Raw genomic sequence first — 23,771 nt, 5'->3', positions numbered from 1 at the left:
TTTAATTAAAACTTCTTGGGCCTAAAAAATTCGTAGCGGTGGTTTCCAACAATTCATTACCGTTGTAAACACCAATTTTTACTTTGGTTTTATCACTTTCCAAAAGCGCTTCGTCAATTTCTATAAACAATGTTCCCTGTGAAATTCCTTCTTTTACTATTTTAAAATGGGTTTTACCTACATTTTTAATTTCACCTTTCTGACCGATTAATTCAAGGTGAATATCATTATAATCTTTCATCGTTTTGTTTACAATTTTATAGGTGTAAACATTACTGATTTTATCGCCTTTATGCTGGAACAATTGTCCCGGTAAGCGAAGGATCACAGCATCAACATTCGTCCTTAAAAACAACATGCCGACAAAAACGCTCAGAAGAATTAACAACACCGCCGTATAACCTTTCATTCGGGCTGTGAACCTAAAAGGCGCTTTTTTCTCAATTTCATCTTCAGAAGCATAACGTATAAGCCCTTTTGGCAAACCAACCGAATCCATAATCGAGTCACACTCATCGATACAAGCGGTACAATTGGTACATTCTAATTGTGTTCCGTTTCGGATGTCGATTCCCATCGGACAAACATGTACGCATTGATTACAGTCGATACAATCGCCTTTTCCGGTTAAGGTTCGGTCTTCTTTTTTACTAAATTTTGCACGGCCTGTTTCTTTTTCACCACGTACAAAATCATAGGCAACGTTGATTGATTTATTATCCAAAAGTACCCCTTGCAACCTTCCATAAGGGCAGGCAATAATGCAGACCTGTTCACGAAACCAGACAAAAACAAAATAGAAAACCCCGGTAAAAATGAGCAGTGCAATAAAATTACTTGCCTGCGAAACAGGGCCTTGTTCAATCATGAGAAACAATGTATCGCTTCCTACTAAATAGGCCAGAAAGACATTCGCAATCCCAAAAGAAATCAGGAAAAACACCAACCATTTCAAGACTCTTTTTCTGATTTTCTCTGCATCCCATTTCTGTTTTGCTAAACGTGATTGTGCACCACGATCCCCTTCAATCCAATATTCTATTCTGCGAAAAACCATCTCCAGAAAAATAGTCTGAGGACAAATCCATCCGCAAAATATCCTTCCAAAAACAACGGTAAACAAAATTATAAAAACAACTCCAACAAGCATTGAAATTACAAAAAGATAAAAATCCTGCGGCCAGAAAGGAAATCCAAAAATATTGAAACGACGTTCTATGATATTGAACATCATAAATTGGTTTCCGTTAATTTTTATAAAAGGGTTTGCAATTAAAATCCCCAATAAAATATAACTGACTATTTTACGATAATCGTAAAATTTACCAGACGGTTTCTTAGGAAAAATAAATTTTCGTTTTCCGCCTTCATCAATAGTTCCGATGGTATCCCTAAAAGCCTCGTCTGGTAAATTTGACATGATAATTATTTTTTAACTGCTGTACTGTCTGTTGTTTTATTTGCTGTGGCATCTTTTTTCGGAGCACTTTCATCTACCCATACTTCACCTTCAGGAGCTTTTGGGTCTTTTGGGTTACTGCCTTGCAATGATAAAATGTAACTTGCCACTTTTTGAATTTCTTTTGGTTTCATACCATTAGTTTTCCAGGAAACCATTCCTTTTCCGTCACGACCTCCGTTAGTAATAGTGTGGAATACATTTTTAATTCCACCACCCAAAATCCATTTATCGTCTGTTAAGTTCGGACCTATCTGCCCTCCTGCGTCTGCTCTGTGGCAAGCGGCACAATTCATCGTAAATATTTCTTTACCTGCTGCTAAACTTGCTTCATCTGTTAGCAGGACTACTGTTTTTTCATCCATCAGATCCGGAGCTGTTTTGAGGTATTCTTCCACCTCAATTTTAGCCTGAGCCATTTCTTTTTTAAGCTCCATTTCCTGATCGTCTCCACCAAATACATCATAGCGGAAAACATAGATTACTCCAAAAATGATACAGATATAGAACAGATACACCCACCAAGGTGGTAAATTATTGTCCAATTCTTTGATACCGTCATAATCATGATCCATCAATAATTCTCCTTCTTTTTCAATAGGTTCCGTTTTGGTAAGCTTATGCATCAAATTCTTGTACCACGTACTTTCCTGAAAACTTAGGCTTTCTTCATGGGCTAGTTTTGCCTTTTCTTCCGGAGACATCAATTGATACATCACGCGGTTCACAGCGTTAAGTGTAATCTCTATAGCAATCAGAATAAAAAGAAATACAAACAAAAAGACAGCAACCATTGGATATTTAATAAAAGCAGGCCTGTCACCAGAGTCAATAAAATATTCCATCAAACCAAATACGATGAAAAAAATGATTGGCAATCTTACATATACTGGAAAAAACTTTTTCATCTTAACTATCTTTTGAAATTATACTATCTTCTAAAGGTATTTCGCTCATTTGCTGAATTTTATCTTTTGTATATGAGAATACCCAAAAACCTAAACCGACAAAAAACAGAAAGAAAATCATCAGAGAGAGGATCGGGTAAATTTCGATACCCGCTATATTCTCCATATTGTGTTTTATTTGTTCAAACATAATGCTGTTATTTAGAAGTTTCTTTTACTTTGATATCCGTTCCAAGCCTTTGTATATAAGCAATTAAAGCAACTATTTCTCGTTCGTTCATCGGAACAAATTTTTCACCTTTGGCTTCAGCTCTTTTTTTGCTTTCCTGATAACTTTTCACATAATCAGGATCATTTTCCAGGCTTTTTTCGATTGCTAATGCCTGAGTTCTTAATGTTTTCTGCGCATTTGCTACTTCTGCTTCAGAATACGGAACTCCCAGCGTAACCATGACTTTCATTTTCTTTTCAATTAATGAAATATCCAATGCTTTATTGTCAAACAGCCATTTATAACCTGGCATTATAGATCCTGCCGAAGTACTTTGTGGATTCCACATATGATTAAAATGCCAGTTATCATTATATTTCCCTCCTACTCTTAGCAAATCAGGACCCGTACGTTTTGATCCCCATAAAAAAGGATGATCGTAAACAAATTCACCCGCTTTTGACTGAGGTCCGTAACGCTCTACCTCGCTTCTGAACGGACGTACAGATTGTGAGTGGCAGCCAACGCAGCCTTCACGTATGTATAAATCACGGCCTTCCAATTCTAAAGGTGTATAAGGTTTTACACTTGAAATCGTTGGAATATTCGATTTCACCATAATTGTGGGTACGATTTGAATAATTCCTCCAATTAAAATGGCAATTGTAGCCAAAATAGTCAACTGAATTGGTTTTCTTTCGAGCCATGAGTGGAATTTCTCACCACTGATTCTGCCACTTTTGATAGTCTGCAATGCAGGAGCCTGAGCCAATTCGTCTTCTATAGACTGACCAGCTCTTACAGTCATGATAATGTTGTAAACCAGGGTCAGCATCCCGATTAAGTACAAACTTCCACCGATAGCTCTCATCCAGTACAACGGCATAATAGCGGTAACGGTTTCAAGAAAATTACCGTAAGTCAAAGTCCCATCCGGGTTAAACTGTTTCCACATGGATGCTTGTTGAAAACCAGCCACGTACATTGGTAGTGCATACAGAATAATTCCTAATGTACCTACCCAGAAATGAAAATTTGCCAATTTTTTAGAAAACAAATTGCTTTTTGTCATTCGCGGAATCAGCCAGTAAATAATCCCAAATGACATAAATCCGTTCCATGCTAAAGCCCCTACGTGTACGTGAGCAACAATCCAGTCTGTATAATGCGCTATGGCGTTTACATTTTTAAGAGATAACATTGGCCCTTCAAAAGTCGCCATTCCGTAACCTGTTACAGCTACAACGAAGAATTTTAAAACCGGTTCTTCACGAACCTTATCCCAGGCACCTCTTAAAGTCAAAAGACCATTAATCATACCTCCCCAAGATGGCGCTATCAGCATAACAGAGAATGCTACACCTAAATTCTGAGCCCAGTTTGGCAGAGCTGAATACAATAAGTGGTGTGGCCCGGCCCAGATATAGATAAAAATCAATGACCAAAAGTGAATAATCGATAATCGATAAGAATAGACTGGTCTGTTGGCAATCTTTGGAATAAAATAGTACATTAGTCCTAAGAACGGTGTCGTAAGAAAAAATGCAACTGCATTATGTCCGTACCACCATTGCACCAAAGCATCCTGAACACCGGCATAAACCGAATAACTTTTAAGACCTGAAACCGGTATTTCGATATTATTAAAAATATGCAATACGGCAACCGTTACAAATGTGGCAAGATAAAACCAAATCGCTACATATAAATGTCGCTCTCTTCGGCGTAACATGGTACCAATCATATTGATTCCCATTACTACCCAAATTAGTGCTATTGCAATATCAATAGGCCATTCCAGCTCAGCATATTCTTTTGAAGAGGTATATCCCAATGGTAAAGTGATTGCTGCGGCGACAATTATTAACTGCCAGCCCCAGAAATGAAGATTGCTTAAAAAGTCACTAAACATTCTGGCTTTTAGCAATCGCTGCAGTGAATAATACATTCCTGCAAAAAAAGCATTCCCTACAAAAGCAAAGATAACAGCATTTGTATGCAATGGTCTTAAACGCCCGTAACTGAGCCATGAAATTCCATCTGTCAGATTGGGAAAGAGGTACATAACCGCCAGAGTCAGTCCTACTAACATACCCACTACACCAAAAAGGATCGTGGCATAAATGAATTTTTTTACGATTTTATTGTCGTAGTAAAATTGTTCCATTTCCATAAGTTGTTGATTTTTTTTATTTTTATTGGTTATATGCATCTGGCATATTGATATTGGCTTTACAATGAAATTCTATTTTGCTTATTTCATAATTAAACTTGTTTTTCTTCTATTAGTGAATTATTATTTTGGGACGTAATTTTGGTTTCATCATCAAAGAGGATTCTGACCGAGGGGGTGTAATCATCATCATATTGCCCTGATTTTACAGCAACTATAAAAGCTATAAAGAAACAGATTGCAACAAAAATACTTACTGAAATTAATAGATAAATAACGCTCATATCCTTAAATTTATAATAACAAAATTAGAATGTTAAAGCCTCATAAAATATGATAATTATCATAGTCATAAATTTTAAAACAGCACCAAAAACAATACAAAGCATTCATTAACAGTACTTTATTTTCTATCAGCATAAAAATTGCTCATCAGTGTTACAAAACTCACAATTGTAATGGTGCTCAAAGGCATGATAATCGCAGCAACCAAAGGGAGCAAGTTTCCGGTAACAGCAAAAGAGAGTCCAACAACATTATAAAGCAGCGATAAAACAAAACTCATTTTGATGATCCGGATTGATTTGTGCGATAATTTTAAAAAGTAATCCAATCGGGAAAATTCACCGGCGTCCAGAATAGCATCACAGGCCGGAGAAAATACATTTACATTTTCAGATATCGAAATCCCAACGTTACTTTGAGCCAAAGCACCAGCATCATTCAAACCATCACCCACCATCATGACATTCTGCCCTTTTTCCTGCAGTTCTTTAATGAATTCCAGTTTCTGTTCCGGTTTTTGATTGAAAATAAATTCAGTACCTTTTGGCAAAATAGATTCTAAATTGGCTTTTTCACCATCATTATCTCCAGAAAGTACTTTTATCTGGTAATTTTTACTTAAAGTTGAAAATAACGTTTCAAGACCATCCCTATACTGGTTTTGAAAATTAAATCGTCCAAAATAAATGCCCTCAACGCTGATATGAAGTGACGTTTTTTCTATTTCTTCCTTATATTCAGCCCCTTCAACAAATTGAGCGGAGCCAATTTTAACTATTTTATTTTCAGAAGATGCTAAAATTCCTTTTCCGGTTATTTCCTGAAATTCGTCAATTTTAACTCTTTTAAATTCAGGTAAAAAATCATAAAGCATTCTACTCAAAGGATGATTGGAGGCACGAAGCACATTTTTAATCAAAATATAATTGTTTTCAGAAAGTGCAGTTCCTTCGTATGCAATATTTGATTTTTTATTGGTTGTTATAGTTCCGGTCTTATCAAAAACAATCGTATCTACTTTTGCCAGCTGTTCTATAACCAAAGCATTTTTGAGATACATTTTCTGTTTCCCCATAATTCGGAGAATGTTACCAAAAGTAAATGGTGCCGTCAGTGCCAATGCACAGGGACAGGCTACTATCAAAACAGCGGTAAAAACATTAAAAGCAATATTGGCATCAATAAAAATCCAATATCCAAAACCTGTAAACGCAATCAATAATAAAATTGGAGTAAAATAACGGCTGATTTTATCTGTGATCGTTTTGTGTTTTTGATCGACTCTTTTTTGGAAAACCTCATTGCTCCACAATTGTGTAAGGTAGCTTTGTGAAACCGAATGCAAAACTTCCATTTCGATAACTTTTCCGATCTGTTTTCCTCCGGCAAATACTTTATCTCCTGATTTTTTAGTAATAGGGACTGCTTCACCGGTAACGAAGCTATAATCAATTTCGGCTTCTTCGCTAATCAAAATCCCGTCAACCGGAATTAATTCCTGATTTCGGATCAATAACCTATCTCCTTTTAAAACATCGTAAATTGGAACACTTTCTTCTGATGTGTTAGGATTTATCCGGGTAACAGCAATAGGAAAATAAGATTTAAAATCTCTTTCAAAACTTAAAAAACTGTATGTTTTAGTTTGAAACATTTTTCCTAAAAGCATGAAAAAAACCAAACTTACCAAACTGTCAAAAAAGCCCGGACCATGATCCATTAACATATCGTAAGAACTGCGGATAAACATGACGATAATTCCCAAAGCAATTGGAATGTCAATGTTTAACATTCTGGTTTTAATACTATGATAAGCCGAAACATAATAACCACTGGCTGAATACAGAAAACTTGGCAGTGCTAAAATAAAAATCAACAGCCTGAAAAACGGTTTATAGTTATCCAGCCAAAACTCCTTTATTTCGAAATATTCCGGAAATGACAACAACATAATGTTTCCAAAACAAAAGAAAGCAACACCTAATTTATAAGTCAGCGTTCGGTCTACCTTTGTTTTTCCTGTTTCGTAATTCTCCAGACTAATATAAGGTTCATAACCTATTGAACTCAGTAAACAGACAATTGTTTTTAGAGAAACTATTTCAGAATTAAACGTGATTCGGACTTTCTTTTCCGGAAAATTAACCTGAGACATACTGATTCCATTTTGTAAACGATTAAGGTTTTCAAGAAGCCAGATACAGGAACTGCAATGAATGTGTGGAATATTTAATGAAACTATTGAAGTAGGTCCTTCCTGAAATTCCAAAACTTTCGAAAGGATCATGTCATTGTCTAAGAAATCATATTTCCCCTGAATGTCCTGTGGGGTAGCACCAGGTGATTTTTCAAAGTCATAATAACAAGTAAGATCGTTAAGACTAAAAATTTCGTACACCGTTTTGCAACCTGTACAACAAAACTTTTTTTCATCAAAATTGATTACTTCATTTTCAGGAATGCTAAGTCCGCAATGAAAACAACTCTGCTCACTCATAATTTGTTTCTTTTATGCAACAAATATTCAAAATAAGAAGCGATTATAACTATGACATTTATCATGTCACCATGAAATGAATACTGCAACTAAAAAAATAAATACGCTATTATTACGGATATTTTTCTTTGGTTTTTTTCGAGAATAATAGCACCTACGAAAGCAATTATTGGTTAATTTTGCAATAAATATATTTGATATGAACAAATGTGACCAATGCATCGTACGTCAGCTTTCTTCGCTTAAAGCCCTTAATAAAGAAGAAGTTGTGAAATTGGCCAGTAGTAAAACGACCTACAAAATTAAAAAAGGTGAAGCCATCTTTGAAGAAGGTGAAGTTACAAATGGTGTCTTTTGTGTGAAAGACGGTGTTGGAAAACTCTCTAAATTAAGTGCCAACGGAAAAGATCAGATTATAAAACTGGTAAAATCCGGGGAACTTTTAGGGCAGCGCTCTATGATTAGCAATGAACCAGCAAATTTATCGGCAAAGGCAATTGCAGACATGGAAGTTTGTTTTATTCCAAAATCTGAAATTATACATTTTTTTAATAATAACAATCAGTTTTCATTGAATATGATGCAGTCCGTTTGTGAAGATTTAAGAGAATCTGAAAACGATAAAATTGCACTGGTACAAAAAACAGTAAAACAAAGACTTGCAGAAACCTTATTGTATTTGCATGATGCTTTTGGCGAAAATGCGGACAAAACACTAAAAGTTCAGCTAACCAGAGAAGAGCTGGCTGGTATGATTGGAACGGCAACGGAGAGTTGCATTAGATTATTATCTGATTTTAACAAACTGGATTTGATTGAATTAGTCGGTAAAAAAATTGTATTAAAAAATCTAAAAGCTTTAAAAAAACTGGCTGAGCAGTTATAATTTTTTGGCCTCATTCCAAAAAACATCCATTTCTGCCAAAGTCATGTCCATCAAAGGTTTTCTTAATTCCACGGCTTTATTTTCTAAATATTGAAAACGACTGATGAATTTTTTATTGGTGCGTTCCAAAGCATCTTCAGGATTTACATTTAGAAATCTGGCATAATTTATCATCGAGAATAAAACATCACCAAATTCTGCTTCAATTTTATCCTGATCTCCTGATTTTACCTCAGCTTGAAGTTCTTCCAGTTCTTCTTGTACTTTATCCCAAACCTGATGAGGTTCTTCCCAGTCAAAACCAACGCCTTTTACTTTGTCCTGAATTCTGCTTGCTTTTACTAATGCAGGCAAACTTCTGGGAACACCTTCTAAAACTGATTTTTTACCTTCTTTAAGCTTTAGTTTTTCCCAATTTTGTTTAACCTCCTCCTCATCTTTTACAACTGTATCGCTATAAATATGAGGATGACGATGAATTAGTTTTTCACAAATTTCATTACACACATCTGCTATATCAAAATCATTGGTTTCACTTCCTATTTTAGCATAAAAAACAATATGCAATAATAAATCTCCAAGCTCCTTTTTCACTTCATTCAAATCATTATCCAAAATGGCATCACCTAATTCATAAGTTTCTTCTATTGTAAGATGTCTCAGGGTTTGCAAAGTTTGCTTTTTATCCCATGGACACTGTTCACGAAGTTCATCCATGATAATTAATAATCTTTCGAAGGCTTTAAGCTGAAGTTGTTTATTCATTTTTGAAGTTTTTTTGTCGTAACCTAATTACTGTAAAAGTAAAAAATCCTGTCAAGAAAATGTCTTAACAGGATTAATATATTTTGAATGTAGAAACTACTATTCTTCTTTTTTAGCTTTTGCTTTTTTAGCAGGCGCTTTTTTTACTGGTTCTTCTACAGCGATTTCTTCAGAAGTTGAAGTTGCTGCAGGAGCTTCATCAGTAACCATTCCTTTTGACTGAAGCATGTTATACCAGTTTAATACCTTTTTAATATCAGATGGATATACTCTTTCTTCATCATATTCCGGCAAAATTTCTTTAAAATAAGCTGCTAATTTAGCATTATCCTCTTTATGCGAAATTGCCTGACCTTTGTTTTCTTTAACAGCTATACGTTGCATTACCTCTGTCAAAGGTTTTTCACCTTCGTAGGTATAAATTGAAATTTCTGACAATAAGCTTACGTTACTTTTTAAGTTTACAGTAATTTTTTTTCCGTCTAATAATGATTCTGCCACAAAACCTGTACGTGTTTGCACTTTTAAGACGTATAAACCCGGTTTTCCTGAAATGGCTAAAATTTTCTCTAAATTCATGTGTATTAAATTAGTATTAAGAATTTTGGTTATATTATCTTCCTTTTTTAGCGGATGCAAATTTCATTCTGTATTCCTGAGATGTTTTTCCTTCAGTAATATTTTTTAATTTTTTCTGAATCAAACGTTTTTTGAGTGAAGAAATTTTATCTGTAAACAAAATACCTTCAATATGATCGTATTCATGCTGAATTACTCTTGCAATAAGTCCGTCAAAAACTTCTGTTTTCATTACAAAATCTTCTTCACAATACTCAAGTGTTACAGTAGGTTTTCTGTAAACATCCTCACGAACATCCGGAATACTTAAACATCCCTCGTTAAAACTCCACTCCTCTCCTTCTTCTTTAATAATTTTAGCATTAATAAAAGTCTTTTTAAAACCTTTTAAGTTCTTTTGCTCTTCTTCTTTTAATTCTTCATCATCACTAAAAGGAGTTGTATCAATAACAAACAAACGGATTGCAATACCTACCTGAGGTGCAGCAAGTCCTACACCGTAAGCGTTGTACATCGTCTCGTACATATTTGTTATTATTTCTTTTAAGTTTGGATAATCCGGCTTAATAGCCTCACCAACTTTTCTTAAAACAGGATCCCCGTATCCTACAATTGGTAAAATCATCTAATTTCTATTATTTATTTTTATTAACTGAAAAAAAAGTAACTAATCCTTCAGGTTTTGGAGTCAAAAATAGTAAAAAAATAGTCAACGACCATTTGAAAATAATATAATAAATCTATTTTAACCGTTCATTAAAATCTAAACTATAATTATGCCAAATTATCTTACCTTTGTTTTAAACCCATTTGTATGTTAGATCGTATTACAAAATTCACCAACAGTACTTCGTTTTTAAATGCTACAAAAGTAACTATTGCCTCAGTAGTACCTGTTTTAATTTTGAATTTTCTGGGATATTTTGAAATTGGATTTACGATTGCATTAGGGGCTTTTTATACCTATCCCAGTGATATCCCAAGTACTTTAAACCACAAAATAAAAGGATTAATTGTAGCTTCATTTATTGTTTCCGGAGTAAATTTATTAGTAAATCTGGCCTATCCGTATCCTTATTTATTTTATCCATTTTTAGGATTTTTACTTTTTATATGCTCTATGATATCTGTCTATGGACAACGGGCAACTTTGGTCTCTTTTTCGGCATTAATTTCTATTTCTTTATCCTTCGGACATTTACATCAGGGGTGGGAAGCTCTTGCATACTCCGGTTCTATTTTTATTGGAGGTATATTATATTTAATTGTTTCTCTGATTTTTCATTTTGTACAACCATATAAATATATTGAACTTGAAATTGCTGAGGGAATTAAATTAACCGCAAAGTATTTAAAACTAAGAGGTGATTTATGGAGTCCGGAAGCGAACAGGAAAACAATAATTGAAAAACAATTAGGTATCCAGGTAGAACTAAACGAAATTCATGAAGATTTGCGAAAAGTACTCATAGGAAACCAAAGCAGTACTGCAACTAGTCAAAACCGAAAGATGTTACTGGTTTTTATTACTTTGGTCGAAATTCAGGAACTGGCTCTGTACACTTCTTTCGATCATAGTAAAATACATGAAAAATTTGCCAAACATCCTGATGTCATAAGAACCTATCAAAATGTAGCATACAAGCTCGCTTCGACCTTAAAAAAGCTTTCTAAAAATGTACACAATATTGCCGTTTACGTAGACAAAAATGATTTAAAGAATGAACTTGAAGCTCTTGAGTTTGCTATTTTTGACTATGAAAAAACGTTAGGAAAAGAGACGGCTGCAGAAGGCGTTTTAATGCTGACCAACATGCTGAAATATGCTAAAAATCAGGTTGGAAAAATAAAGATCATCCAGCGGGCACTTTCGCTTGCCATGCAGTCCTATAAATTAAAAGACCAGGACAAAGAGCTTGAAAAGTTTTTGACACCCCAATATTACCCTTTGCGAACACTAATTGAAAACTTAAGTTTTTCATCATCCATTTTCAGGCATTCTGTACGGCTCACAATTACCATTTTGATTGGGTTTGTAATTGGGAAATTTCTTCCGTTTCAGAATGTATACTGGATTCTATTGACTATTATAGTCATTATGCGGCCTGGTTATGGTTTGACCAAAGAACGCTCTTACAATCGTATTTTCGGGACATTACTAGGAGGACTGTTAGCATTTGGGATTGTTTCACTTGTACAAAATCATATTGTCCTGAGCATTTTTTCAATTATTTGTATGCTTCTTGGTATTTCCTTCACACAGATTAATTATAAAATTAGTGCAACTTTCGTGACGATGTATGTCGTTTTTATTTACGGGATTTTAGTTCCAAATGTTGTTGAAGTAATTCAGTTCAGGATTTTAGATTCATTAGCCGGAGCAATCCTCGCTTTTCTGGCCAATCAGTTTTTATGGCCTGCCTGGGAATTTCTAAATACTCCCATCCATATAGAAAGCTCTATTCGTGCCAACCGGGACTATCTGAAAGAAATTGCAGATTTTTACAACAAGAAAGGAGACGTTCCTACCTCTTACAAATTAGCCCGAAAACATGCTTTTGTAGAAATAGGCAATTTTATGACCTCATTTCAGCGTATGGTTCAGGAACCAAAATCAAAGCAAAAAACACTCCCGTTAGTCAATAAATTAGTGGTTTTAAATCATTCTGTATTATCCGCATTAGCTTCTTTATCGACTTACATACAGACTAACCAGACCACATCAGCATCAGAATCTTTCAATTATATTATCAGGACTATATTATCCAACTTAGATCATTCTATTTCAATTTTAAAAAATGAAACCATCATTACAGATACTTTTTTTGATAAGGAAGATGTTACTTTGCAATTTGAAGAAATGAAACGCAAAAATTTCACTCGCCTGGCAACGGATGAAGAATTGGATTCAGAAACCCGTCAGGCTAAAATGCAGGAAGCTCAGATGGTAATTGAACAACTAATCTGGATGAGTAACCTTGCAGAAAAAATATTAAAAATCACAAAAGACCTTAAAGCAACAAATCCGGATTAATTCATCCGGATTTGTTTTATGTATGTAATGATTTAAAAACTACTTAGATTATGCTTATTTTAACTTTAAAACTTCCGAAGTGTTTTTTCTGATTTCCGTTAAAAGTTCCGGTTTATCATTTAAAGTTTGCCCGTAAGAAGGAATCATGTTTTTCAATTTCGCTTGCCATTCAGGGGTTTTAATCTGATCAGAAAAACATCTTCCAATCAAATCAACCATAATTGAAACTGCGGTAGAAGCACCTGGAGACGCACCTAATAAAACAGCCAGAGTTCCGTCATGAGTATTAATAACTTCAGTTCCAAACTCTAAAACACCACCTCCATTTTCGCCTTTTTTAATCACCTGAACACGCTGACCCGCTTTTTCCAGAACCCAGTCTTTGGATCTTGCTGTTGGCAAATATTCACGTAAAGCCTTTATTCTGTCCTTTGGAGACTGACGAACCTGCTCGATTAAATATTTTGTCAATGGTATATTATTAAATCCCGCTGATAGCATCGGAATTAAGTTGTTTGCTTTTATAGATAACGGTAAATCTAAATACGATCCATTTTTTAAAAAACGGGTTGAAAATCCTGCAAAAGGGCCAAAAAGCAATGCTTTTTCACCATCAATTACCCGTGTATCAATATGTGGAACCGACATTGGCGGTGCACCAACACTTGCTTTTCCGTATACCTTTGCCTGATGTTTTGCAATAACTTCCGGATTTGTACATTTTAGCCATTGACCACTTACCGGGAAACCTCCGTAACCATCTCCCTCAGGTACATTTGCTTTTTCAAGCAATGGCAGTGAGCCTCCTCCCGCTCCAATAAATACAAATTTGGTATATGTTTTTCTTTTTTGACCAGATCCTAAATCTGTTATTTTAATTCTCCATGATTTATCATCACGTTGCTTTAATTTTTTAACCTCATGATTAAAGTATAAAGATACACCGTCTAATTTTTCTAAATAATTAAACATACTTCTGGTCAAAGCACCAAAATTCACATCGGTACCAATTGCCATTGTAGTAGCTGCCAGCTTTTCATCAGGCTGCCTTCCTTCCATTACAAGAGGCATCCATTGTTTTAGCTGCTCAAAATCTGTACTAAAAAGCATTTCAGCAAATAATGGATTGGATTGTAAAGCTTCAAAACGTGTTTTAAGGTATTCAACATTTTTATCTCCCCATACAAAACTCATATGAGGAACACTTTTGATAAAATTTTCTGGTGAAGGGACTTTGTTTTGCTGTACTAAATAAGACCAAAATTGTCGTGAAACCTCAAAAGCTTCAGCAATACTGATCGCTTTTTTAGGATCTACAGAACCATCAGGCTTTTCAGGAGTATAATTTAGCTCACAAAAAGCAGAGTGACCTGTTCCTGCATTATTCCATGCATCAGAACTTTCGGCTGCAGCAACATCTAATCTCTCATAAATTTCAATCTTTATGTCAGGTTGTAATTCTTTCAAAATTACACCAAGAGTGGCACTCATAATTCCAGCTCCAATGAGCACTACTTCACTATTTGAACGTATGGTTTCGTCGGGCATAACACTATTTTATTTTAAAATGCAAATGTACCTCATATAATCTCAAAAAAAAAGGAATTTCGATCTGATAAAAGTTAGAAAATCATATTTTTTTCTAAATAAAGTGAAATTTATTGCCCTAAAAGTTAAAAACGATTAGAAGAAAGATAGTCCTGAAGCATAATCGTTGCGGAAATTTCATCAATCAGTCCTTTGTTCTGACGCTGTTTTTTACTCAGCCCGCTATCAATCATGGTCTGAAAAGCCATTTTTGAAGTAAAACGCTCATCTACACGAACGACTTTCATTTCCGGAAAAATATTGGAAAAGTGGGTTACAAATCCTTTAACTATCGAAGCACTTTCTGATGGCTGCCCATTCATTTGTTTCGGCTCACCAATTAAAACTGCTTCTACTTTTTCTTTAGCAAAATAATCCTTCAAAAAATCAATTAAGGTATTGGTCGGAATCGTCGTTAACCCTGATGCAATAATCTGCATTTCATCTGTAACGGCTATTCCGGTGCGCTTTTGTCCGTAGTCTATAGAAAGGATTCTTGGCATTTTTATAATTTTCATCAAAGATATAAAGGAAATTTCAAAAACTTAAAGAGAATCTTTATGTTTTATAAATCCGAAAAATGAAATTCTAATATAATGCTGTACTGCTATTTTGAAAGGTATAATTTTTATTTTTAATTATCCTTTATCAAAACATCTAAACAGTAAAAAATCCGTCTTGAAAAATTCAAAACGGATTTTTAACCAAATTTAAAACAACTAAAAAAAAATTATTCTAATTATTACTATCTACCAAATAATCTACTGAAAAAACCTCTCTCTTCCTCTTCATCTTCTGCCTTCATTTCGTAATTTGCAAATTTTGACTGGGCTTTTTCATGTTCGTAAATCAGCTCTTTAATATATTCGACGTAGCCTCTCTTTTTTTCTTCCAGAAATCCGATTAAATATTTTTCGCTAAATTCAACGCCACTTGCTGCTTCAATCTGCAATAATTTTTTATAAAGAGGCTCAATATGTTGTGAAATAACTTCCTGAGGTACAGATTGACGTCTTGCAAAATAATTTACAATTACACCGTTTTCGTCTTTTGCAATATCAAAATCTGTGATTACCCAATAATATCTTCCTGACTTCGCTAAGTTTTTTACAATAGCATGAAAGTTTTTTCCCTGTTTAAGGTTTTCCCAAAGCACTTTAAAAATTACTTTTGGCATATCCGGATGGCGGATAATATTATGTGGCTGTCCCATTAATTCATAATCTTCATAACCTGAAACATCTACAAAAACTTCATTGGCATATTCTATAATACCAAAAGCATTTGTTTTGCTCATAATAACTTTTGTCTTGTCCCAAGTGACTTCTTTATCAATAACTGCAGTTCGGTTTTGAAGATGATTTTCCTGATTCATATTTACTATAATGATTATTTGATTATTAATCCTGCAGCTATCGCAGGAATTATAAGGCAAAATTAAGTAGAAGAAAAGTCATGAAATCTGATTTTTATCATATAATAGTGTAAAATAAATTGCATTTTTATAGAATTACAAACAAATATTATTTCCCAAATTAAAAACAAAAAGTTAAATATATAACATTTTCAAAATTGATTTACTGGTTGATTTTATACAAATACGCTATCTTTGCCAAAAATTTAAACGTATGAATTCTTTACAGACTATAATTGAACAAGCTTGGGAAAACAGAGCTTTATTACAAGAAGAAAAAACTACTAATGCGATCAGGGAAGTTATCGAATTATTAGATTCAGGAAAACTTCGTGTTGCTGAACCAAAAGGTGACGGATGGCAGGTAAACGAATGGGTTAAGAAAGCTGTTGTAATGTATTTTCCAATCCAAAAAATGGAAACGTTAGAAGCTGGAATCTTCGAGTACAACGATAAAATGTTATTAAAAAGAGATTATGCTGAAAAAGGTGTCCGTGTAGTACCAGGAGCATCTGCACGTTATGGTTCATATATTTCAAGCGGCGTTATTATGATGCCTAGTTACGTCAACATTGGTGCTTATGTTGATGCCGGAACAATGGTAGATACCTGGGCAACTGTAGGGAGCTGTGCTCAGATTGGTAAAGATGTTCACTTAAGCGGTGGTGTTGGAATTGGTGGTGTTTTAGAACCATTGCAGGCAGCTCCGGTTATCATTGAAGATGGAGTTTTTGTAGGTTCACGTTGTATTGTTGTTGAAGGTGTTCACGTAGGTAAAGAAGCTGTTTTGGGTGCAAATGTATGTTTAACTGCTTCTACCAAAATTATTGATGTTACCGGAGAAACTCCTGTAGAGATGAAAGGTTTTGTCCCTGCACGTTCTGTAGTAATTCCCGGAAGTTATACCAAAAAATTCGCTGCTGGTGAATTTCAGGTTCCATGTGCATTGATTATTGGCACTCGTAAACCATCTACAGATTTGAAAACTTCATTAAATAATGCTTTACGCGAATATGACGTAGCAGTTTAATTCAAATTTAAAATATTTTAAATTCCAAATTCCAAAAATTATCGATTGGAATTTGGAATTTTTATTTAAAACTAATTTCTAATTGATTTTTTTTGCTTCAATTTGCACTCAATTAAAATAATTCAAAACATGAAGGTACTTGTAATTCAAAACAAAATGATTGGCGATGTATTAACAAGTACTGTCATTTGCGAAACTATCAAAAAACACCAGCCAAATTGGGAAATTCATTACATGATTCAACCCAATACTTTAGCGGTTGTAGAAAACAATCCATTTATTGATAAAATCGTTTTTTTTGAACCTCAAAAACACAAAGGTTTTTTTAAACTAATTTCTTTTGGAGCTAGTTTAGCTCCAGAAAAATATGGTGTTGTAATTGATGCTTACGGAAAATGGGAAAGTATCTTACCTGCTTATTTCTGTGGTGCAAAAATTAGAATTGGGTTTAAAAAATGGTACACTTCAGTCTTATTTACAACCACTGTAGTTCAGGAAAAGAATATCGAAGGTTCAGCCGTTTACCATCGATTGCAATTAGTCGAAGCTTTATTAAAAGTTAAAACTGAAATAATATTTCCTAAAATTTATTTGACGGATACCGAAATAAATCAGGCAAAAACTGGAATTAGGGAGCGATTGAACCCTGCATTAAAAATGATTATGATTAGTGTTTTAGGAAGTGGAAAAAGCAAAAGCCTTCCTCCTGAAAAAATGGCACAAACTCTTGATATTATTGCCGAAAGAGATGTACAATTGCTTTTTAATTTTATGCCTGATCAGAAAGAAGACGCAAAAATTATCTATAATTTATGCAAACCTCAAACCCAACAAAAAATTGTGTTCGACTTTTACACCAAAAGTTTACGGGCATTTCTTGCGGTTTTATCGCAATGTGATGCCTTAATTGGCAATGAAGGCGGAGCTGTAAATATGGCCAAAGCATTAAACATCAAGACTTTTACCATTTTTAGTCCGTGGATAAATAAATCGTCATGGAATATGTTAAGCGATCAGGAAAATCATATCGCAGTTCACCTGAAAGACTACTTCCCGGATGTATACGAAAACCGACATCCAAAAGAATTTAAACGTAAGTCATTAGAACTGTACAATAAGCTTGACAGTACTTTATATAAAGAATCTTTACAGGAATTTGTGAAACGTATTAGTTTATAAATTTTTCAAAATACCAATTCACCTGCTCTTGTAAACCTTGTTTCAGGCTTACTTTTGGATTGTAATTCAATAAAATTCTTGCTTTGTCAATTATGGCAGCCGTTTTAAGCTGATCTCCTTTTCTTGGCGGCTGATTATCAACAATTAATTTCTTATTCATAATTTCCTCAACAGCTGTAATTCCTTCTTGTGTAGTATTTACCTCGTCAGTACCCAGGTTTATGATTTCACCATTTAATAATTCTTCTTTTCCAATAATTGCTGCCAGTCCTCCAACTATATCACCTACATAGGTAAAACTGCGTTCATGATAAATACTGCCTTCAAAAAGAGGAAAAGGTTTATCGTAATATAAATTCTCGATCAGTTTCGTATATAATTTCTCAGGACGTTCGCGTGGTCCGTAAACCGAATAAAGCCTTACTGAGCAAGCTTTTATCTTACCTTCAATTTTTAAGCTTAAAACTAATTGTTCTGCTGCAAGTTTTGTTACCCCATAATAAGAAGCCGGTTTAGGGATTGCTGTTTCATTTACTGTAGCTTCTTTTCCATAAACAGATGATGTTGCAATATTTACAAATAATTTTAAATCGGGATTATACTTTACAACAGCATCTAATAAATTTTGTGTTGCATAAATATTATTATCCACATATTCCTGCAGTGAAGTTCCTGCAGAAATTCCGGGTTGTGCTGCTAAATGAAAAATATAATCGTACTGATTTTCAAAAACCGATTTTAAATCAGAATTTAAATCTTCACGAAAAATAGTAACTCCTTTGTTTACCAAATCAGAAGCGTTGATCTCTTTTAGTTTTACATCATAATAATCATTAAAATTATCAATTCCAAAGACCAAATGCCCCATTGAAACTAATTTTTCGCAAAGATGTGAAGCTATAAAACCTGCCGCTCCGGTAACTAATATTTTCATTTATACTAAATTATTTTACAATTCCGTAAGGTGTCCAAACTATTTTTTTATCTCTTACTTCTTTTCTAATAGCCAGATTGGCTGCTAAAGATTCAGGAGTTTTATATCCTCTTGCATGATCGAGGTGCAAAACTATAGCTTTATGTCGAATTTGTTTTCCTTTTACACCAAAATTCTCCAGACGTTCACCAAATTCCCTGTCTGGCCCGCCATATTTCATTCTTTCATCATAACCATTAATCGCAATCATATCTTCCTTAAAACCAGACGAATTACAATTATTAAATGAAGGAGTTGTTGGCGTAACAGAATCTAAAATTGAGGCTAACCATTTTCCTGCAGATAACTTCAATGTTTGAGAAAATCCTAATTTATCTTTCTTTTTTAACCATTTCACATCAAAACAATCACCACTTTCAATATCTTCTTTAGTGATTAGTTTACTAACCTTCATTGATAGTTTACAATATCCGCCGGAAAGAAATGTCCCTTTTTGTGCTAACTCTGCATGAACCTGAACAAAATCTTTTCTAGGAATACAATCTCCATCAGTCATTAAAATAAAATCGTAATTTGCCTTAACAATTGCAACATTAAGAATCTCTTGTCGTCTATAGCCTTTATCTTCATGCCAAAGATGCATTATTGGAACAGGATAATTACTTTTATACTTATTGATTAACTCAGTAGTTGAAGGTCTAGAACCATCATCAGCAATAATTAATTCAAAATCTTTTGTAGTCTGAACACTGTATCCTATCAGAACTTTTTCTAACCATTCTTCAGCATTATATGTACTAACAATTACGGATATTTTCATTTTATATTTTTTTAATACTTGGAATGTTCAATAGTTTACACCTTAAATCAGACATTAAAGATCTTCTCTTTTTAAATTCGGATTAAAAACGATAATGAGCAGGCAAATATATTACAGAAATTCGGATTCTTAAGACAAATTAATAATTCTTTCGTTGCCTTTAGAAGTGATGGTTAAAATTATTTTTTCCAAAACTTTAATGCTTTTTTTAAATTTTTCTTTCTATGAAATTTATCCCTGAAAGATTCTGCACCGGTAATCATAATTTTTAAAACGTCATTGTAAGAAGCACCATAAAGTTTTGCATATTCATCACTCATTACTTCAAGAATTTTTCTATTGGGAGTTAATTTTGAAAAATTCATTATTCGCTGGTTCAGACTCATTTCTTTATGAAATTTCATTCTGTTTAAATCAACCAGAAAAAAAGAATAAGAGCCGGCAGGATTTTTTTTAATTAATGTATTTCCAGGGGTATGATCCAGAAATTCTATTCCGTTTTGATGCAGATTAAAGGTAAATTTTGTAAACTGTCTTAAGATAATTTCATGCTCAGGGTAATCAAAATCATTGGTTAGTTCCCTAAAAGTTAAGTCAGGATATATTTGTTCGCAAGCATAATAACTATCTAAAAGTACTCCTTTAAAATTTTCAAAATAAGCAATGGGTGCCGGAGTACCTATTTCTTTTTTTACAAGAATAGTAGCAAATTCATAAGAGCGACGTGCTTTTGAAGGTCTAAAAAAAGCATATACCACTTTATTTATAAAATTTGGAACTTTAAACGATTTTACATTTAGTGTTATTTCTCCTAAATCAAAAGTTTTAATTTTATTTCTCTTTCCATCAACAAACAGCGTTCCTTTTGTTTCATAATTTTCTACAGCATCTCTTATTTCTGCTCTTTTGCTTAGAAAATCAGGATGATAAACTTCGTGCATTTAATTAAATTTTACGTTTTTTACAAAAGTAACGATTTGAATTTTACTCTTCAAATAATTAATTTATTTTTACACAAAACTTATTTCGTATTTAATAAAAAATCACAGATGTTCGAACACTATCTCATTACCCGATTTAATCTTAAAAACCCTAATTGGGATGTTACCAAAAATAATGAAGAACTTCTGACGGATAGCTGGATGAAGGACAGAATATGGCTTTTTGAAAATTTCTGTCTGCCATCAGTCCAATCACAGACCAACAAAAATTTTACATGGCTCATCTATTTGGATACTACAACTGCTGAAAAATATAAAACCAGAATAACTGACTTAACTTCAGCTACAGAAAACATAAAGCTGTTTTTTATTAACGGCATGAATGAATTTTATCCTGAAATTCAAAAAGCGGTTACCAATAATAAACCATACCTGATTACTTCCAGAATTGATAACGATGATGTGATCAGTAGTTTTTTTATTGATGAAGTTCAGAAAAAATTTGCCTCTCAGAATTTCCTTGCCATTGATGTTATTAAAGGATATTCACTTCAAATAAAGCCAACATATATTTTAGGTAAAAAGGAGCATGTCTTCAATCCTTTTATCAGTCTGATAGAAAAAAACAACAACCCAAAAACAGTTTGGTTTAACGACCATACACAATGGAAAAAAGAAAGCCGAATTATTCAGGTAAATGACAAAAGGCTCTGGATGTCGGTCATTCATGAAAAAAACAAAGTCAATGAATTTGACGGTTATGACAATGTCAAATGGGAAGCTATAAATAGTGAATTTATTGTTTCTGAAGAATTGCGTGATTTAATATCACAAAAAAGTATACCTTATAAAGACTGGATGTTTTTAAGTTTAAAAAATATGCTTTATGTCAAAATGGTTTTCTTCAGTAAAAAAATAAAAAAGGCGATTGGGCTTTATAAAATAAAATAAGCAGAATACCTGTGTTTTGAACAAAAAGTCAGCCCGAAATGAGCTGGCTTTTTGATTTTTGGTTTAGAATTAACTAATGAAATAAATTAAAAACAAAAGAAAATTCTAATGCTTTTTTTCTCCAAAAAAATTTAAACCATTGACCAAAATTTTTCACTATCAGGTATTCTCTTGAGATCTGAAGTTTTGATTTTACATTAATAATATCTTTAATATCTTCAAATCGTCTGGTAGGTAGATATTCTAATTTCCTCCATCGTTTAGGGTTTATGTAATAAAAATTTTCAAATTGATCATAATTTGTTTCATTTACCATTACCCATTTTTTAAGAAAATCCTTATCAACTTCATTGTTATGCCCCCAATTCTTCAGCTTACATATAAGTTGCTCCTCAGTTCGGGCAATTGATTCATGCAGAACTAAATTGTCAAAATAAATCGTACGTTCATTAGTTCGTCTTGCGCATTTATAATTAGGATAATTGGTGGCAAATACAGACTTCATTGGTTTATTAACAAAAAGAGTTCCCTCTTTTGTATATTTATAGATAATCAGCCAAAAACAAGCAAACTGAACCTTCTTTTTTTCGGGTTCGTCAAGATAATGGTCATACTTCCTTAAATTTGAAACAAAACTATCAAAGTCAATAAAATATTCATCACTGTCTATTTGAATTAACCAATTTCCGATTCCCATTTTTAGGGAAAGCAGGTACCGTTCTCTGGTGTCATTTTGTAATGCTGTTAATTCAGGAATATAGAAGTTATCTCTATAAAATTCAATTTTATTATCTACATCGAATTCCTTTAGCCATAAATAAAAAGAAGAATCTACAAGAAACTCATTTCCTGACCAAGTCATTTTATTAATATCCTCGGCTATAAAAATTTTATCCGCTGCATTATAAACAGGCGGTATCGACAATTTTAGTTTTTCATAATCATAGGACAACAAAAAACCTACATGGATTTTCTTCATTATTTATTTACATTAATAACCAAATTGGTTTTATCAAAAAATTATTTATAAATCTGACAATTTGCAAAATAACAAATTAACAATCTGTATAATTTTAACTAACGTTTTGTGCCAACACATATTGCAATCAACTGTAGTTACGGAAAATTTTCTTGATATTTATTAATCCTAAAACTACAAAAAACTCAAAAAGAGGAATTGTTCTTTTAAGAAAAAGAATAACTTTTTATTATAAGAGCTTAATTTATCTAAATGGTTGCGTAAATAATGTGATTTATTACAGAATTTTTTGGGATCCAAACGGCATTTATTTTTTTGCGAAGAGTACTAAAAAATTAATAACTCCTTTGAACAATTTCCAGTGATTTTTGAAAGATTTGATATAAAGAATTTGCTGTACTCTTTTTGATTTAATTGTACTCACCAATTTATAATCTTCTATAAATAGTGAGAAATACTTATCAAAAACAATGTTTTTTTCTGAATCAGCAATAACTTTATTTTCTTTTTTTGATGATACCCCTGTAAAATCATAATTACAAATGGTCCTTTTTAAATACTTTGATGGCCTGTTTTCGATGCAAATAGTATAAATAAAAAACTCCCAATCGGATACAATTTTAAAATTTTCATTATAGAAAAAATAATCAAAAAATAACTGTCTTCTTATAAATGTTGCCTGATGATTTATACAACTATAATAAAAAAAAGAAAAAGTCAACTTTTCAGGATATGTTTTTTTCTTTTTAGAATTTTGTTTGACTTTATAATTATCACCATAATAAATATCAAATGCATCAACTAATAGTGGATTCACTTTTTCTAAAACAGTATTTTCATAAAAAGTATCTCCACTATTCATAAAAATGACAAAATCGCCTGTAGCAACTTTTATACCTTTGTTCATGGCATTATAAACTCCCGCATCTTGTTCTGACACCCAATAATCTATTTTTTCAGAGTAACTTTCAATTAATTCTTTACTACCATCTGTACTTCCTCCATCAATAACAATGAATTCATACTTTCTTTCAGTTTGAGATATAATACTTTCAATGGTTTTTCTTAAACCTTTTAAATTATTATAATTTATCGTAATTATTGATGTTTTTTGGGACATAATCTAAGGTAATTTATAA

Annotated in this window: 22 protein-coding genes; 5 read left to right on the top strand and 17 right to left on the bottom strand. The window is 33.0% G+C overall.

The window, feature by feature from the left end; genetic code table 11:
* Nucleotide 1: 1 nt before the first annotated feature.
* The 6 genes from ccoG to DMB65_RS11005 form a co-directional block, all read right to left on the bottom strand.
* Entirely contained in the window at nt 2–1,420 is a 1,419-nt protein-coding gene (ccoG, locus tag DMB65_RS11030; RefSeq protein WP_110306707.1) for a cytochrome c oxidase accessory protein CcoG, read from the bottom strand.
* Between the two features lie 5 nt (nt 1,421–1,425).
* The gene (locus tag DMB65_RS11025; RefSeq protein ID WP_110306706.1) at nt 1,426–2,367 is read right to left on the bottom strand and encodes a cbb3-type cytochrome c oxidase N-terminal domain-containing protein; all 942 of its coding nucleotides are present in this window, start codon (nt 2,365–2,367) and stop codon (nt 1,426–1,428) included.
* A gap of 1 nt (nt 2,368) precedes the next feature.
* Complete coding sequence (locus tag DMB65_RS11020; RefSeq protein ID WP_110306705.1) at nt 2,369–2,557, bottom strand: CcoQ/FixQ family Cbb3-type cytochrome c oxidase assembly chaperone; 189 nt, start codon at nt 2,555–2,557, stop codon at nt 2,369–2,371.
* Nucleotides 2,558–2,564: 7 nt separating this feature from the next.
* Nucleotides 2,565–4,751, bottom strand: coding sequence for a cytochrome-c oxidase, cbb3-type subunit I (gene ccoN / locus DMB65_RS11015; protein WP_110306776.1), 2,187 nt, complete (start codon nt 4,749–4,751; stop codon nt 2,565–2,567).
* Nucleotides 4,752–4,843: 92 nt separating this feature from the next.
* On the bottom strand, nt 4,844–5,035 hold the full coding sequence (gene ccoS / locus DMB65_RS11010) for a cbb3-type cytochrome oxidase assembly protein CcoS (protein ID WP_110306704.1): 192 nt from the start codon (nt 5,033–5,035) through the stop codon (nt 4,844–4,846).
* Nucleotides 5,036–5,154: 119 nt separating this feature from the next.
* Nucleotides 5,155–7,533, bottom strand: a complete 2,379-nt coding sequence (locus DMB65_RS11005; protein ID WP_110306703.1) for a heavy metal translocating P-type ATPase — start codon at nt 7,531–7,533, stop codon at nt 5,155–5,157.
* A 199-nt stretch (nt 7,534–7,732) separates the two neighbouring features.
* On the opposite strand from DMB65_RS11005, the gene DMB65_RS11000 reads away from it, so the two are divergent.
* Nucleotides 7,733–8,419: a Crp/Fnr family transcriptional regulator gene (locus tag DMB65_RS11000; RefSeq protein ID WP_110306702.1), complete on the top strand. Its 687-nt coding sequence runs from the start codon at nt 7,733–7,735 to the stop codon at nt 8,417–8,419.
* Here the strand turns inward: DMB65_RS11000 and mazG are convergent.
* The 3 genes from mazG to def form a co-directional block, all read right to left on the bottom strand.
* Complete coding sequence (gene mazG, locus DMB65_RS10995; protein ID WP_110306701.1) at nt 8,414–9,184, bottom strand: nucleoside triphosphate pyrophosphohydrolase; 771 nt, start codon at nt 9,182–9,184, stop codon at nt 8,414–8,416. The two genes, DMB65_RS11000 and mazG, sit on opposite strands and share 6 nt — an antisense overlap.
* A gap of 99 nt (nt 9,185–9,283) precedes the next feature.
* The gene (locus tag DMB65_RS10990) at nt 9,284–9,763 is read right to left on the bottom strand and encodes a DUF5606 family protein (RefSeq protein WP_110306700.1); all 480 of its coding nucleotides are present in this window, start codon (nt 9,761–9,763) and stop codon (nt 9,284–9,286) included.
* A gap of 34 nt (nt 9,764–9,797) precedes the next feature.
* Nucleotides 9,798–10,388 (bottom strand): peptide deformylase, encoded by a 591-nt coding sequence (def, locus tag DMB65_RS10985; RefSeq protein ID WP_110306699.1) that lies wholly within the window; start codon nt 10,386–10,388, stop codon nt 9,798–9,800.
* Nucleotides 10,389–10,577: 189 nt separating this feature from the next.
* Here def and DMB65_RS10980 point away from each other — a divergent pair, with 189 nt between their 5' ends.
* On the top strand, nt 10,578–12,797 hold the full coding sequence (locus tag DMB65_RS10980; protein WP_110306698.1) for an FUSC family protein: 2,220 nt from the start codon (nt 10,578–10,580) through the stop codon (nt 12,795–12,797).
* 54 nt (nt 12,798–12,851) lie between these two features.
* Here the strand turns inward: DMB65_RS10980 and DMB65_RS10975 are convergent, their stop codons facing one another.
* The 3 genes from DMB65_RS10975 to DMB65_RS10965 all read right to left on the bottom strand — a co-directional run bounded on the left by DMB65_RS10975 (nt 12,852) and on the right by DMB65_RS10965 (nt 15,759).
* The gene (locus DMB65_RS10975) at nt 12,852–14,345 is read right to left on the bottom strand and encodes a malate:quinone oxidoreductase (protein ID WP_110306697.1); all 1,494 of its coding nucleotides are present in this window, start codon (nt 14,343–14,345) and stop codon (nt 12,852–12,854) included.
* A gap of 125 nt (nt 14,346–14,470) precedes the next feature.
* On the bottom strand, nt 14,471–14,887 hold the full coding sequence (gene ruvX / locus DMB65_RS10970) for a Holliday junction resolvase RuvX (protein ID WP_110306775.1): 417 nt from the start codon (nt 14,885–14,887) through the stop codon (nt 14,471–14,473).
* A gap of 242 nt (nt 14,888–15,129) precedes the next feature.
* A complete protein-coding gene (locus DMB65_RS10965) occupies nt 15,130–15,759 on the bottom strand; it encodes a PAS domain-containing protein (protein WP_110306696.1) in 630 nt (209 codons plus the stop codon).
* Between the two features lie 253 nt (nt 15,760–16,012).
* On the opposite strand from DMB65_RS10965, the gene DMB65_RS10960 reads away from it, so the two are divergent.
* Both DMB65_RS10960 and DMB65_RS10955 read left to right on the top strand, forming a co-directional pair.
* Complete coding sequence (locus DMB65_RS10960) at nt 16,013–16,828, top strand: 2,3,4,5-tetrahydropyridine-2,6-dicarboxylate N-succinyltransferase (protein ID WP_110306695.1); 816 nt, start codon at nt 16,013–16,015, stop codon at nt 16,826–16,828.
* Nucleotides 16,829–16,957: 129 nt separating this feature from the next.
* On the top strand, nt 16,958–18,007 hold the full coding sequence (locus DMB65_RS10955) for a glycosyltransferase family 9 protein (RefSeq protein ID WP_110306694.1): 1,050 nt from the start codon (nt 16,958–16,960) through the stop codon (nt 18,005–18,007).
* On the opposite strand, the gene DMB65_RS10950 is transcribed toward DMB65_RS10955, so the two are convergent.
* The 3 genes from DMB65_RS10950 to DMB65_RS10940 all read right to left on the bottom strand — a co-directional run bounded on the left by DMB65_RS10950 (nt 17,997) and on the right by DMB65_RS10940 (nt 20,702).
* Nucleotides 17,997–18,941 carry an NAD-dependent epimerase/dehydratase family protein gene (locus DMB65_RS10950; RefSeq protein ID WP_110306693.1) on the bottom strand — a complete coding sequence of 315 codons (945 nt, stop codon included), beginning with the start codon at nt 18,939–18,941 and terminating at the stop codon, nt 17,997–17,999. The genes DMB65_RS10955 and DMB65_RS10950 overlap by 11 nt on opposite strands.
* Nucleotides 18,942–18,951: 10 nt before the next feature.
* On the bottom strand, nt 18,952–19,761 hold the full coding sequence (locus tag DMB65_RS10945) for a glycosyltransferase family 2 protein (RefSeq protein WP_110306692.1): 810 nt from the start codon (nt 19,759–19,761) through the stop codon (nt 18,952–18,954).
* Between the two features lie 179 nt (nt 19,762–19,940).
* Nucleotides 19,941–20,702, bottom strand: coding sequence for a Kdo domain containing protein (locus DMB65_RS10940; RefSeq protein ID WP_110306691.1), 762 nt, complete (start codon nt 20,700–20,702; stop codon nt 19,941–19,943).
* A gap of 108 nt (nt 20,703–20,810) precedes the next feature.
* Here DMB65_RS10940 and DMB65_RS10935 point away from each other — a divergent pair, with 108 nt between their 5' ends.
* Entirely contained in the window at nt 20,811–21,653 is an 843-nt protein-coding gene (locus DMB65_RS10935) for a glycosyltransferase (protein WP_165834916.1), read from the top strand.
* A 73-nt stretch (nt 21,654–21,726) separates the two neighbouring features.
* On the opposite strand, the gene DMB65_RS10930 is transcribed toward DMB65_RS10935, so the two are convergent.
* Both DMB65_RS10930 and DMB65_RS10925 read right to left on the bottom strand, forming a co-directional pair.
* Nucleotides 21,727–22,632 carry a hypothetical protein gene (locus DMB65_RS10930; RefSeq protein WP_110306689.1) on the bottom strand — a complete coding sequence of 302 codons (906 nt, stop codon included), beginning with the start codon at nt 22,630–22,632 and terminating at the stop codon, nt 21,727–21,729.
* Between the two features lie 307 nt (nt 22,633–22,939).
* Entirely contained in the window at nt 22,940–23,752 is an 813-nt protein-coding gene (locus tag DMB65_RS10925) for a glycosyltransferase family 2 protein (protein ID WP_110306688.1), read from the bottom strand.
* Nucleotides 23,753–23,771: the final 19 nt, after the last annotated feature.

It is taken from the genome of Flavobacterium cheongpyeongense (assembly GCF_003202435.1).
Taxonomy (GTDB): Bacteria; Bacteroidota; Bacteroidia; order Flavobacteriales; family Flavobacteriaceae; genus Flavobacterium; species Flavobacterium cheongpyeongense.
The sequence above is the reverse complement of the archived record's forward strand: the minus strand, read 5'-3'. Positions and strand labels throughout refer to the sequence as shown.

Coding starts and splice junctions, on each gene's coding strand:
- DMB65_RS10965 (WP_110306696.1), bottom strand. CDS start 15,759: ATGAATCAGGAAAATCATCTTCAAAACCGAACTGCAGTTATTGATAAA.
- ruvX (WP_110306775.1), bottom strand. CDS start 14,887: ATGCCAAGAATCCTTTCTATAGACTACGGACAAAAGCGCACCGGAATA.
- DMB65_RS10960 (WP_110306695.1), top strand. CDS start 16,013: ATGAATTCTTTACAGACTATAATTGAACAAGCTTGGGAAAACAGAGCT.
- DMB65_RS10935 (WP_165834916.1), top strand. CDS start 20,811: ATGTTCGAACACTATCTCATTACCCGATTTAATCTTAAAAACCCTAAT.
- DMB65_RS11025 (WP_110306706.1), bottom strand. CDS start 2,367: ATGAAAAAGTTTTTTCCAGTATATGTAAGATTGCCAATCATTTTTTTC.
- DMB65_RS11020 (WP_110306705.1), bottom strand. CDS start 2,557: ATGTTTGAACAAATAAAACACAATATGGAGAATATAGCGGGTATCGAA.
- DMB65_RS10925 (WP_110306688.1), bottom strand. CDS start 23,752: ATGTCCCAAAAAACATCAATAATTACGATAAATTATAATAATTTAAAA.
- DMB65_RS10950 (WP_110306693.1), bottom strand. CDS start 18,941: ATGAAAATATTAGTTACCGGAGCGGCAGGTTTTATAGCTTCACATCTT.
- ccoS (WP_110306704.1), bottom strand. CDS start 5,035: ATGAGCGTTATTTATCTATTAATTTCAGTAAGTATTTTTGTTGCAATC.
- mazG (WP_110306701.1), bottom strand. CDS start 9,184: ATGAATAAACAACTTCAGCTTAAAGCCTTCGAAAGATTATTAATTATC.
- DMB65_RS10940 (WP_110306691.1), bottom strand. CDS start 20,702: ATGCACGAAGTTTATCATCCTGATTTTCTAAGCAAAAGAGCAGAAATA.
- DMB65_RS10955 (WP_110306694.1), top strand. CDS start 16,958: ATGAAGGTACTTGTAATTCAAAACAAAATGATTGGCGATGTATTAACA.
- DMB65_RS10975 (WP_110306697.1), bottom strand. CDS start 14,345: ATGCCCGACGAAACCATACGTTCAAATAGTGAAGTAGTGCTCATTGGA.
- DMB65_RS11005 (WP_110306703.1), bottom strand. CDS start 7,533: ATGAGTGAGCAGAGTTGTTTTCATTGCGGACTTAGCATTCCTGAAAAT.
- def (WP_110306699.1), bottom strand. CDS start 10,388: ATGATTTTACCAATTGTAGGATACGGGGATCCTGTTTTAAGAAAAGTT.
- DMB65_RS11000 (WP_110306702.1), top strand. CDS start 7,733: ATGAACAAATGTGACCAATGCATCGTACGTCAGCTTTCTTCGCTTAAA.
- DMB65_RS10990 (WP_110306700.1), bottom strand. CDS start 9,763: ATGAATTTAGAGAAAATTTTAGCCATTTCAGGAAAACCGGGTTTATAC.
- ccoN (WP_110306776.1), bottom strand. CDS start 4,751: ATGGAAATGGAACAATTTTACTACGACAATAAAATCGTAAAAAAATTC.
- DMB65_RS10930 (WP_110306689.1), bottom strand. CDS start 22,632: ATGAAGAAAATCCATGTAGGTTTTTTGTTGTCCTATGATTATGAAAAA.
- DMB65_RS10945 (WP_110306692.1), bottom strand. CDS start 19,761: ATGAAAATATCCGTAATTGTTAGTACATATAATGCTGAAGAATGGTTA.
- ccoG (WP_110306707.1), bottom strand. CDS start 1,420: ATGTCAAATTTACCAGACGAGGCTTTTAGGGATACCATCGGAACTATT.
- DMB65_RS10980 (WP_110306698.1), top strand. CDS start 10,578: ATGTTAGATCGTATTACAAAATTCACCAACAGTACTTCGTTTTTAAAT.